The sequence below is a fragment of the Citrobacter sp. HN-141 genome (genome assembly GCF_033341895.1).
Lineage (GTDB): Bacteria > Pseudomonadota > Gammaproteobacteria > Enterobacterales > Enterobacteriaceae > Citrobacter.
The window spans coordinates 173,603-185,577 of the sequence record NZ_JAWPBF010000010.1 but is presented as its reverse complement, the minus strand read 5'-3'; the positions used below and the strand labels follow the sequence as shown (position 1 = coordinate 185,577).

The following is an 11,975-nucleotide window of genomic DNA, read 5'->3' as shown; positions in this document are numbered from 1 at the left end:
CCTCATTGTGCCGAGATTGCGGCGATTCTGTTACACTAGCCGCAACGCTACAACAGAATTGAGATGTTTACGTCATGAACATGGGTCTTTTTTACGGTTCCAGCACGTGCTACACCGAAATGGCAGCAGAAAAAATCCGCGATATCCTGGGTCCCGAACTGGTGACACTGCACAATCTCAAGGATGATTCCCCGGCCCTAATGGAGCAGTATGACGTGCTCATTTTGGGTATTCCAACCTGGGATTTCGGTGAAATTCAGGAAGACTGGGAAGCGGTCTGGGATCAACTGGACAACCTCAACCTGGAAGGCAAGATTGTCGCGCTTTACGGCATGGGCGATCAACTGGGGTACGGTGAGTGGTTCCTTGATGCACTGGGTATGCTGCATGATAAACTGGTCACCAAAGGCGTAAAATTTGTCGGTTACTGGCCCACCGAAGGTTATGAATTCACCAGCGATAAACCCGTGATTGCCGATGGGCAGCTGTTTGTCGGTTTAGCTCTGGATGAAACTAACCAATACGACCTCAGCGATGAACGTATTCAGGCCTGGTGTGAGCAAATTCTCGGTGAAATGGCCGAACACTGGTCCTGATAACCGTGTTGCCGGATGACGGCGTGAATGCCTTCTCCGGCCTACATAGCGCACTAAACCGTAGCTGCTCGCCATCAGTCATTCGCCGGCGTTAACCCTGCTTCGCCTGTTGCAGCATTAACCGCCGCAAATCCCGCCACTCAGCGTCATCCATGCTGTCCGCTGCCAGCCACAAATGCTGACGTTTTCCCGCATCTGAACGCAAACGCAGCATCATGCCCGTTTTAATCATCCAGGGTGCACAAACGATAGACCACTCCTGCCCCTGCCAGCGCAGGCGACCGTCCATTAACAGTCTAATCTCTCCCTGACAAGCGTTAATGCGACGCTGACTGCGTACGCTATCAAACACCACCAGAGAGAGCAGCACCAGCCATAATGGGGTGTAGCTCAATGGCCAGGGCATCAATAAAATGAATACCGCAACCAGCCCATGAATGAGCAGAGAGAGCCACTGTGCGCGCCATGAAACGCGTAAATCAGATTGCCACTGGACCACGTTCCCGATTCCGTGTCTGGATGAGTCGCACCATCTGCTCCAGCTGCTCATCAGCCGGTTTCCCATGATTCATCAACCAGTTAAATAAGTCTGGATCATCGCATTCCAGCAGACGGATAAAGATGCGTTTTTCTTCGTCACTTAAGTTGTCATACTCATGTTCGAAAAACGGCATGATAGAGATGTCCAGTTCCCGCATACCGCGGCGGCATGCCCAATGAATACGTGCTTTGTTGTTAATATCCATGTTCTTTTCCCTGTCTCGCGAAAACGAAGTATCCGGCTATTGTAACGTGTTTTTCCCGCTCTTTTACGGGAATATCAGTAAACGGAAGCGCGATCGCTAAATAAAACCACATTAAGTCAAAGGGTTCACTTTTTTGGATGTCTCCTCGCAAAGCTTAATATAAGGCACAAACAGGACGTTTAAACCGCTTGCAATAGCCCATAGCTCTTTTACCATTAGTCATTATTACCGCGTTAAGCAAATCAGGACATTATTATGGCTTTTACATCGTTTCCTCCTCGCCAGCCGTTTGCGTCGGCACGTTTGCCTCTGACGCTAATGACGCTCGACGACTGGGCTCTCGCTACCATTACCGGTGTCGACAGTGAAAAGTACATCCAGGGCCAGGTCACCGCTGATGTCAGCCAGATGACCGAACAGCAACACCTGCTGGCAGCTCATTGCGACGCCAAAGGCAAAATGTGGAGCAACCTGCGTCTCTTCCGTCAGGCTGATGGCTTTGCCTGGCTTGAACGCCGTAGCCTGCGTGAAGCCCAATTAACCGAACTGAAAAAATACGCCGTCTTCTCGAAGGTCGTGATTGCCCCGGATGATGAGCGTGTCCTGCTGGGCGTGGCGGGATTCCAGGCGCGTGCGGCGCTAGCCAATCTCTTTAGCGAACTGCCAACCAGCGATAAGCAGGTCGTTACCCACGGCGCTTCCACCCTGCTGTGGTTCGAGCATCCGTCTGAACGCTTCCTGCTGATCGTTGATGTCGCAACAGCGGAGATGATTGCAGAGAAACTGCGTGGCGAAGCAGAATTGAATAACAGCCAGCAATGGCTGGCGCTGGATATCGAAGCGGGTATCCCGGTGATCGACACCGCCAACAGCGGTCAGTTTATTCCGCAGGCCACTAACCTTCAGGCTCTGGGTGGTATTAGCTTCAAAAAAGGCTGTTACACCGGCCAGGAAATGGTTGCCCGTGCAAAATTCCGCGGCGCCAATAAACGCGCAATGTGGACCCTGGCGGGTACTGCCAGCCGGGTACCGGAAGCGGGTGAAGATCTGGAACTAAAAATGGGTGAGAACTGGCGTCGTACCGGTACCGTTCTTGCTGCCGTGCAACTGGCCGATGGTCAGGTATTAGTACAGGTCGTGATGAATAACGATATGGAAGCAGACAGCGTGTTCCGCGTGCGTGATGATGCGAAAACGCTGCACATTGTGCCGCTGCCGTATTCGTTAAACGAAGAGTAATTAGTAGGCCTGATAAGCGCAGCGCCATCAGGCAATTCAGTGCATGCCGCCGGATAGCGGCGTTGCCTTATGCGGCCTACAAAACATATCCAGGGCGAGGTGTTTACGCCGCCCCTGGGGTTGCACTGGATCTATGCGTGTTACCCAACATACAAATAAATCGCCAGAAAGTGACAAACACTGCCACCCAGCACAAACCCATGCCAGATAGCATGGTTGTAAGGAATACGTTTGCAGACGTAGAAAATCACGCCCAGCGAATAGACCACGCCACCCACAGCCAACAACGTCACACCGCCCGCCGCCAGCTTAATCGCCAGTTGATACACCACAATCAGCGATAACCACCCCATCGTCAGATAGGTCACCAGCGACAAAACCTTAAAGCGGTGAGCAATAGTCAGTTTGAATAAAATACCAAGCAGCGCCAGACTCCAGATAACGATCATCAATCCACGCGCCAGCGGCGAATCCAGTCCCACCAACAGAAACGGCGTATAAGTCCCGGCAATCAGCAGATAAATAGCGCAATGGTCGAATTTTTTCAGCCAGATTTTCGCTTTCTGATGAGGGATGGCGTGATACAAGGTTGAAGCAAGGAACAGCAGGATCATGCTGCCGCCATACAGGCTATAGCTGGTAATCGCCATAGCACTGGCATTGGTATCCACTGCCTGAACCAGCAACAGCACCAGTCCGACAATCCCAAACACCAGCCCGATACCGTGACTGATGCTATTGGCTATTTCCTCAGCCAGCGAATATCCCTGCGCGATTAATGGCTTCTGAACCATATGTTACTCCGGTAAAACGAACACTTTCGTGATTGCGCCTCTAGCGTAACTGAGAACGGTTCCAGTGAACACCTGTTAGCTAAAATATTTATCAAATAATAAATAATTAATAAAAATCATATAATTACACTTTGAATTTCAGCTAACAGATGTACCTAAAAAATTAAAGGCATTTAAAATCAATCACATAAAATTGCGTTTGATCCGGGTAAATATCGGCAATCACCTGTTTAAGTTCTTCAAGCGTCATGTTTTCCTGCTGGGCATGTTTTTCCGTTAGCGTATCCAGTGTAACGGTTGAGGTGCCGACGACTTCAATCGTGCAGAAGTAGCCATCATCCTCGAAGCGCCCAACGCGCAGAATATCGCCGGCTTTGAAGTGTGATTCAGACTCATCGCGAATGGTGATGGTCTTACGTCCGGCCAGAATGTCATCCTGGAAGCGTTGAAAAAAAGTGATGTCATTTGGCTGCATGTTATTATTCCCTGTAGATGAAGTCTGATGAGTGAGTTTTGCCATTGTGAGTATGTTCTCCCACGCTGCCATCGCCAGTCTCAACAATCTTGAGATGCTGGTCTATAACTATGTCATCAAAAACCGTGACAAAGTCATGTACATGACCATTCGCGAACTGGCCGATGCCGTGGGTGTTTCCACTACCACCGTACTGCGCTTTTGCCGCAAGCTTAAGTGTGAAGGTTACTCAGAATTTCGCGTGCGCTTCAAATTATATTTAGAGCAGAATGAACCGCAACAGGCTAATTTTGGCGCCAGCGAGATAATCAGCTTTTTTAAAGGCGTGAACAATGACGAGTTTGATAATCTGCTCGATCAGGCTGTTGATATTATATTATCCTCCGAGCGCATCATATTCGTCGGTGCAGGCACATCAGGAGCGCTTGCAAAATATGGCGCACGTTTTTTCTCAAATGTGGGTAAATTCAGTAACCATATCGACGATCCTTATTTTCCGGTAACCAATGATATGGCCAGAAACGCGCTGGCGATTGTCCTGTCCGTCTCTGGCGAAACAGAGGAAATCCTGCGTTTCGCCAGTCAATTCAGCCTGCATAACTGTAAAGTCCTGTCGATTACCTGCCATGAGCACTCGCGACTGGCGAAACTCGCCGACTTTAACCTCTCCTGGCACGTACCGCAAACCCGTATTGCTGGGGTCTATGATATTACCACGCAAATCCCTGTTATTTATATTCTGGAATCACTCGGCCGCAAGCTGGCGAAAAGATTAGCGTAAAAAACAATATGTTTTTTTGATGTAACAAATCACATTCCGGCTATTTTGTTATATCGTGACATTTATCTTTCCTTTGTTAGACTCAAAATCAGATTGTATTAATTTGAGACTGAGCGCAGATGAAAGAACTTACCTTACCAAAAGATTTTTTATGGGGCGGCGCAGTAGCGGCGCATCAGGTTGAAGGCGGCTGGAACAAAGGTGGCAAAGGTCCCAGCATTTGCGACGTACTGACCGGTGGGGCACACGGCGTTCCACGAGAAATCACCCCGGAAGTCGTGCCCGGTAAATACTACCCCAACCATGAAGCCGTCGATTTTTACGGTCATTACAAAGAAGACATCAAGCTGTTTGCCGAAATGGGCTTCAAATGTTTCCGTACCTCCATCGCATGGACCCGTATCTTCCCGCAAGGTGACGAATCACAACCGAACGAAGAAGGTCTGAAGTTTTACGATGATATGTTTGATGAATTGCTCAAATACAACATCGAGCCGGTTATCACCCTTTCCCACTTCGAAACGCCGCTGCATCTGGTTCAACAGTACGGTAGCTGGACCAATCGTAAAGTCGTCGATTTCTTTGTTCGTTTTGCCGAAGTGGTCTTTGAGCGCTACAAGCACAAGGTCAAATACTGGATGACCTTCAATGAGATCAACAACCAGCGTAACTGGCGCGCACCACTGTTTGGTTACTGCTGTTCCGGCGTAGTGTATACCGAACATGAAAATCCAGAAGAAACCATGTACCAGGTGCTGCACCACCAGTTTATTGCCAGCGCACTGGCGGTAAAGGCGGCACGTCGCATTAACCCGGAAATGAAAGTGGGCTGTATGCTGGCGATGGTACCGCTGTATCCGTTTTCCTGTAAGCCTGAGGATGTGATGTTCGCGCAGGAATCAATGCGTGAACGCTACGTTTTCACCGACGTTCAACTGCGCGGTTACTACCCGTCTTATGTGCTGAACGAATGGGAACGCCGCGAATTCAACATCACGATGGAAGAGGGTGATAAACAAATTCTGCGCGAAGGCACCTGCGACTATCTCGGCTTCAGCTATTACATGACTAACGCAGTAAAAGCAGAAGGCGGCAGCGGCGATGCAATCTCGGGTTTTGAAGGCAGTGTGCCAAACCCACACGTCAAGGCCTCCGACTGGGGCTGGCAGGTAGATCCCGTTGGGCTGCGCTATGCGTTATGCGAACTGTACGAGCGCTATCAGAAACCGCTGTTTATCGTCGAAAACGGTTTTGGTGCCTACGACAAAGTGGAACCAGACGGTAGCATCAACGATGACTATCGTATCGACTATCTGCGTGCTCATGTCGAAGAGATGATGAAAGCGGTAACCTATGATGGCGTGGATCTGATGGGCTACACGCCGTGGGGCTGCATTGACTGCGTATCATTCACCACCGGCCAGTACAGCAAACGGTATGGCTTTATCTATGTGAATAAACACGACGATGGCAGCGGCGATATGTCGCGTTCGCGCAAGAAAAGTTTTAACTGGTACAAAGAGGTAATTGCCAGCAACGGCGAGAAACTTTGATTTTTGCCGGATGGCGTAAACATCTTATCCCGCCTACAGGTTATGCTCCCGTAGGCCGGATAAGCGCAGCGCCATCCGGCGATTAAATCCTACTTCCCGCCGGCCAGCTCCAGAAAACTGCCCGTTACGTAGGACGCCTTTTCACTCAGCAGCCAAACTATCGCCTGCGCGACCTCTTCCGGCTGTCCGCCTCGCTGCATTGGCAACATGGATTTCACGCGATCAACCCTTCCTGGCTCCCCACCTGACGCATGCATCTCAGTGTAGATCAGGCCTGGCCGTACGCAGTTTACACGAATCCCCTGCGCCGCCACTTCCAGCGCCAGTCCGGTCGTTAGCGAATCCACAGCGCCTTTCGATGCGGCATAATCAACGTATTCGAAAGGCGCGCCAAGTCGTGATGCCGCTGAAGAAACATTCACAATCGCCCCGCCTTGCCCCCCGTGCTTGAACGACATCCGTTTTACCGCTTCCCGACAACACAGAAAATAGCCGGTCACATTGGTTGCCAGGACACGGTTGATTCGCTCAGCCGTTAGGTTCTCCACCGTGCTCTGCTCAAACAAAATCCCGGCATTATTGACCAGTGCAGCCAATGGTTCGCTTTCGCGGTCAATCGCGTCAAACATCGCCGCCACCTGACTCTCATCGCTGATATCCGCACGCAGAATGAACGCGTTCCCTCCAGCAGCGATGATGCGATTGACCACCTCCGTTGCGGCGCGAATATTATGATGAAAGTTAACCGCAACCGTGTACCCCTCTTCTGCCAGCTGCAACGCGGTTGCCCGCCCAATACCACGACTGCCGCCAGTAACCAGTGCGATTCCCATGCTTTCCTCCAGATATGAAAAAGCCGGGAGGCGGCTTCGCCTTACCCGGCCTGGAAACGGCTTTACTACGCGAAAAAGTTACTGATATTCGCTCATCGGTACGCAGGAGCAGAACAGATTACGGTCGCCGTAAACATCATCAAGGCGTTTCACGGTCGGCCAGTATTTGTTTGCCACACCCGCCGGGAAAACGGCGATTTCGCGGCTATAACCGTGGGTCCACTCCGCCACCAGCTCGTTCTGGGTGTGCGGTGCGTTAACCAGCGGGTTATCTTCCAGCGGCCACTCACCGGCTTTCACGCGCTCGATCTCAGCGCGGATAGCCAGCATCGCATTGATAAAGCGATCCAGTTCCACTTTGCCTTCGGATTCCGTTGGTTCGACCATCAGCGTACCCGCAACCGGGAATGACATGGTCGGCGCATGGAAACCGTAATCGATCAGACGCTTGGCAATATCCAGTTCGCTGATGCCGGTCTCTTCTTTCAGAGGGCGAATGTCGAGAATACATTCATGTGCCACACGGCCATCACGACCGGTATACAACACCGGATATGCATCCTTCAGACGGCTGGCAATGTAGTTGGCATTTAGAATAGCCACCTGGCTTGCCTGCTTCAGGCCTTCTGCACCCATCATGCGGATGTACATCCAACTGATTGGCAGAATAGATGCGCTACCGAACGGGGCCGCAGAAACTGCGCCCTGACGGGTGAGCATCCCTTCAATCTGTACCACACTGTGGCCCGGCACGAACGGTGCCAGATGCGATTTAACGCCAATCGGTCCCATACCTGGGCCGCCGCCGCCGTGCGGAATGCAGAACGTTTTATGCAGGTTGAGGTGTGAGACATCTGCGCCGATAAAGCCTGGCGAAGTGATACCAACCTGGGCGTTCATGTTCGCGCCATCAAGGTAAACCTGACCGCCAAACTGGTGCACAATTTCGCATACTTCACGGATGGTTTCTTCATAGACGCCGTGCGTAGACGGATAGGTGACCATGATGCAGGAAAGATTCGCAGCATGTTGTTCTGCTTTTTCACGCAGACAGGCAAGGTCGATATTGCCGTTCTTATCACACGCAACAACCACGACCTGCATACCTGCCATTTGAGCAGAGGCCGGGTTGGTACCATGTGCAGAAGCCGGGATCAGGCAGATATCACGATGACCTTCATTACGGCTTTCGTGATAATGACGAATTGCCAGCAGGCCAGCATATTCGCCCTGTGCACCGGAGTTCGGCTGCATGCAAACGGCGTCATAACCGGTCAGTTTAACCAGCCAGTCAGACAGTTGACCTATCATCTGGTGATACCCTTCCGCCTGCTCTGGCGGGCAGAACGGGTGCAGTTCGGCAAATTCCGGCCAGGTGATTGGAATCATCTCAGCTGCCGCATTAAGCTTCATGGTGCAGGAGCCCAGCGGGATCATCGCCTGGTTCAGCGCCAGATCTTTACGCTCCAGCGAGTGCATGTAGCGCATCATTTCAGTTTCGCTATGGTAGCGATTAAATACCGGATGGCTGAGGATTGCGTCATCACGCAGCATGCTGTCCTGAATAGAACGGCTGTCGAGCGCCACGTCTTTATCCAGGGTGTCGATGTTCAGGCCGTGGCTGTCGCCCAGCAGGACGTTAAACAATTGCACAACATTTTCGCGAGTGGTGGTTTCATCGAGCGTGATACCTACTGCGTTATGAATATCGCTGCGCAGGTTGATTTCAGCCGCTTCAGCACGCGCCAGTACCGCCGCTTTATCGGCCACTTCTACACACAAGGTGTCGAAGTAATGCGCATGTCGCAGCTTCAGCCCTTTCTGTTGCAGACCCGCCGCCAGAATATCGGCCAGGCGGTGGATGCGGTTAGCAATACGTTTCAGGCCTACCTGACCATGATAAACGGCATACAGGCTGGCGATGTTGGCCAGCAGGACCTGCGAGGTACAAATGTTGGAGTTCGCTTTCTCGCGACGGATATGCTGCTCACGAGTCTGCATCGCCATACGCAGTGCGGTATTGCCCGCCGCATCTTTCGATACGCCGATAATACGGCCAGGCATAGAGCGTTTGAATTCATCTTTAGCAGCAAAGAACGCCGCGTGCGGGCCGCCGTAGCCCATCGGTACGCCGAAACGCTGCGCAGAGCCGAACACAATGTCTGCGCCCTGTTTACCCGGCGCGGTCAGCAGAACCAGCGCCATAAAATCGGCAGCGACGCTGACCACGACTTTACGTGATTTCAGTTCAGCAATCAGTGTGCTGTAGTCGTGCACTTCACCGGTGGTACCCACCTGTTGCAGCAGCACGCCAAATACATCCTGATGATCCAGTGCTTTTTCCGCGTCATCGACGATAACGTCAAAGCCAAAGGTTTCTGCACGAGTACGCACGACATCCAGGGTTTGCGGATGAACATCAGCAGCAACGAAGAAACGGTTGGCGTTTTTCAGTTTACTGACGCGTTTGGCCATCGCCATAGCTTCAGCAGCCGCAGTGGCTTCATCCAGCAGAGAGGCGGAGGCCATATCCAGACCCGTCAGGTCCAACGTCACTTGCTGGAAGTTCAGCAGCGCTTCCAGACGGCCCTGAGAAACTTCTGGCTGATACGGCGTGTACGCGGTGTACCAGCCCGGGTTTTCCAGCATGTTACGCAGGATAACCGGTGGCAACTGCACGGCGGTGTAGCCCATGCCAATGTAGGACGTGAAGCGCTTGTTACGCCCGGCGATGGCTTTTAATTCAGCCAGCGCAGCGTATTCGGTCGCCGCCTCGCCCACCTGCGGCGGGGTTGCGAGCTGAATGTCTTTCGGCACAATCTGGCCGATCAGCGCGTTTAACGACTCGGCGCCAACCGCATTCAGCATCTCTTGCTGCTGCGCGGCGTCCGGTCCGATGTGGCGTTCAATGAAAGCGCCGCTGTTTTCAAGCTGGCTTAACGTCTGTGTCATGGGCGATGGTTCCTGAAACGTGCAGTGAATCGTGATTGTCTCTAACTCAATTGCCCGGTGGCGCTGACGCTTACCGGGCCTACATAAAACCGTAGGCCGGATAAACGCAGTGCCATCCGGCACAATTTTATTCGTCTTCCAGTAATGCCTCGTACGCAGTGGCATCCAGCAGCGATTCAATCTCACTTTCATCGCTGGCTTTGATTTTGAAGATCCAGCCACCGGCATACGGCTCGCTGTTAACCAGCTCCGGAGAGTCGCTGAGTGCATCATTCACGGCAACAATCTCACCGCCGACTGGCGCATAAATATCAGATGCCGCTTTTACGGATTCCGCAACGGCGCAGTCATCACCCGCGCTAACGGTCGTGCCAACGTCGGGCAGATCAACGAAAACCATGTCGCCCAGCAGCTCCTGAGCGTGTTCGGTGATACCAACGGTGTAAGAACCGTCAGCTTCTTTGCGCAGCCATTCGTGTTCTTTGCTGTATTTCAGTTCTGCAGGTACGTTGCTCATCAATCAATCTCCAAAAAAGGATGAATTACGCGACGGCTTTGCCGTTACGCACAAAAATAGGTTTAGTGACTTTAACTGGCATTTCGCGGTTACGAATTTGCACAATCGCCGTTTCGCCGATACCCGCCGGAACGCGTGCCAGCGCGATGCTGTAGCCCAACGTTGGGGAGAAGGTTCCGCTGGTGATGATGCCTTCATGCTGGTTGCCCGACGCATCAGTAAAACGCACTGGCAGTTCATTACGCAGCACACCTTTCTCCGTCATGACCAGGCCGACCAGTTGCTCGTGGCCTTTTTCGCGCTGCATTTCCAGCGCTTCACGACCAATAAAGTCGCGATCGGTCGGTTCCCACGCGATAGTCCAGCCCATATTGGCCGCCAGCGGGGAGATACCTTCATCCATCTCCTGACCATACAGGTTCATACCGGCTTCTAAACGCAGCATATCACGCGCGCCCAGGCCACAAGGCTGAACACCGGCTTCGACCAGCGCACGCCAGAAATCCGCGGCTTTTTCATTCGGCATGGCAATTTCATATCCCGCTTCGCCGGTATAACCCGTGGTCGCGATAAACAAATCACCCGCCTGAACGCCGAAGAACGGTTTCATACCTTCAACAGCATGGCGTTGTTCGTCAGTAAACAGCGTGGCAGCTTTTGCCTGCGCGTTTGGTCCCTGCACCGCGATCAGCGACAGGTCATCACGAACAGTGATGTCGATGGCATAAGGTTCTGCGTGTTGGGTAATCCAGGAGAGGTCTTTTTCGCGGGTGGCGGAGTTTACAACGAGGCGGAAGAAATCTTCAGTGAAGTAGTAGACAATCAGGTCATCTATCACGCCGCCCGACGCATTGAGCATGCCGGAGTAGAGGGCTTTCCCTGTCTTCGTTAGCTTCGCGACGTCGTTTGCCAGCAGATAACGCAAGAACTCCCGGGTGCGGCTACCGCGCAGGTCGACGATGGTCATGTGCGACACATCAAACATACCGGCATCGGTGCGGACAGCATGGTGCTCATCAAGCTGAGAACCGTAATGCAGTGGCATCATCCAGCCATGGAAATCAACCATGCGCGCGCCACATAGCGTGTGTTGTTCGTACAAAGGAGTCTGTTGAGCCATCTTTTCCTCGTTGAATAAGCGGGGCTATCAACTCTTTCGTGGTGAAATCTTCTCCACGAAACCCAGCACCACAGCCGCTCCAGGGGCTGCGACGCAAACGTTCTCTTTGTCCTGAACTTACCACCGAAACAGGCGCTAAACCATAAGGCAAAATTAACCATCACATTAGCTTATGACTAAAAACGACCAGATCGTCGACAGCATAAAAAACCAGTTAAATGCCATTACGTCAGAACAATAGGCACAAATAAGCGAAGCTGAGCCGTATCAATCCATATTAAATGTGGAAAAAATGTCAAAAATGGCGTTATGAAAAAAACGTAATATTAAAAAAACTAATGCGAAAAAAGGCGTGGAATTAGATTATTT

12 protein-coding genes are annotated in these 11,975 nt (G+C 51.9%); 4 read left to right on the top strand and 8 right to left on the bottom strand.

Going from position 1 to position 11,975, the window contains the following annotated elements; all coding sequences use genetic code 11:
* Positions 1–74: 74 nt before the first annotated feature.
* Positions 75–596, top strand: a complete 522-nt coding sequence (fldB, locus tag RYZ59_RS14360; RefSeq protein WP_048213164.1) for a flavodoxin FldB — start codon at positions 75–77, stop codon at positions 594–596.
* Positions 597–687: 91 nt separating this feature from the next.
* Here the strand turns inward: fldB and RYZ59_RS14355 are convergent, their stop codons facing one another.
* Together RYZ59_RS14355 and sdhE are read right to left on the bottom strand one after the other, a co-directional pair.
* Positions 688–1,095, bottom strand: coding sequence for a protein YgfX (locus RYZ59_RS14355; protein ID WP_137382657.1), 408 nt, complete (start codon positions 1,093–1,095; stop codon positions 688–690).
* Positions 1,076–1,342, bottom strand: coding sequence for an FAD assembly factor SdhE (gene sdhE / locus RYZ59_RS14350; protein ID WP_005123351.1), 267 nt, complete (start codon positions 1,340–1,342; stop codon positions 1,076–1,078). The genes RYZ59_RS14355 and sdhE overlap by 20 nt, the downstream gene beginning before the upstream one ends.
* Positions 1,343–1,597: 255 nt before the next feature.
* Between sdhE and ygfZ the strand changes: the two genes are divergently transcribed.
* The gene (gene ygfZ / locus RYZ59_RS14345) at positions 1,598–2,581 is read left to right on the top strand and encodes a tRNA-modifying protein YgfZ (protein WP_318048565.1); all 984 of its coding nucleotides are present in this window, start codon (positions 1,598–1,600) and stop codon (positions 2,579–2,581) included.
* A gap of 140 nt (positions 2,582–2,721) precedes the next feature.
* Here the strand turns inward: ygfZ and trhA are convergent, their stop codons facing one another.
* Together trhA and yqfB are read right to left on the bottom strand one after the other, a co-directional pair.
* The gene (gene trhA, locus RYZ59_RS14340; RefSeq protein WP_271442484.1) at positions 2,722–3,375 is read right to left on the bottom strand and encodes a PAQR family membrane homeostasis protein TrhA; all 654 of its coding nucleotides are present in this window, start codon (positions 3,373–3,375) and stop codon (positions 2,722–2,724) included.
* Between the two features lie 163 nt (positions 3,376–3,538).
* Positions 3,539–3,850 (bottom strand): N(4)-acetylcytidine aminohydrolase, encoded by a 312-nt coding sequence (gene yqfB / locus RYZ59_RS14335; protein WP_318048566.1) that lies wholly within the window; start codon positions 3,848–3,850, stop codon positions 3,539–3,541.
* 52 nt (positions 3,851–3,902) lie between these two features.
* Between yqfB and RYZ59_RS14330 the strand changes: the two genes are divergently transcribed.
* Entirely contained in the window at positions 3,903–4,631 is a 729-nt protein-coding gene (locus RYZ59_RS14330) for a MurR/RpiR family transcriptional regulator (protein WP_318048684.1), read from the top strand.
* 119 nt (positions 4,632–4,750) lie between these two features.
* Positions 4,751–6,184, top strand: a complete 1,434-nt coding sequence (gene bglA, locus RYZ59_RS14325) for a 6-phospho-beta-glucosidase BglA (RefSeq protein WP_318048567.1) — start codon at positions 4,751–4,753, stop codon at positions 6,182–6,184.
* 89 nt (positions 6,185–6,273) lie between these two features.
* On the opposite strand, the gene RYZ59_RS14320 is transcribed toward bglA, so the two are convergent.
* From RYZ59_RS14320 to gcvT, 4 genes are all read right to left on the bottom strand, one after another.
* Entirely contained in the window at positions 6,274–7,017 is a 744-nt protein-coding gene (locus RYZ59_RS14320) for an SDR family oxidoreductase (RefSeq protein WP_137382652.1), read from the bottom strand.
* A gap of 78 nt (positions 7,018–7,095) precedes the next feature.
* Complete coding sequence (gene gcvP, locus RYZ59_RS14315; protein WP_318048569.1) at positions 7,096–9,969, bottom strand: aminomethyl-transferring glycine dehydrogenase; 2,874 nt, start codon at positions 9,967–9,969, stop codon at positions 7,096–7,098.
* A gap of 127 nt (positions 9,970–10,096) precedes the next feature.
* Positions 10,097–10,486, bottom strand: a complete 390-nt coding sequence (gene gcvH, locus RYZ59_RS14310) for a glycine cleavage system protein GcvH (protein ID WP_137382650.1) — start codon at positions 10,484–10,486, stop codon at positions 10,097–10,099.
* Positions 10,487–10,511: 25 nt separating this feature from the next.
* Positions 10,512–11,606, bottom strand: coding sequence for a glycine cleavage system aminomethyltransferase GcvT (gcvT, locus tag RYZ59_RS14305; protein ID WP_318048571.1), 1,095 nt, complete (start codon positions 11,604–11,606; stop codon positions 10,512–10,514).
* Positions 11,607–11,975 lie beyond the last annotated feature (369 nt).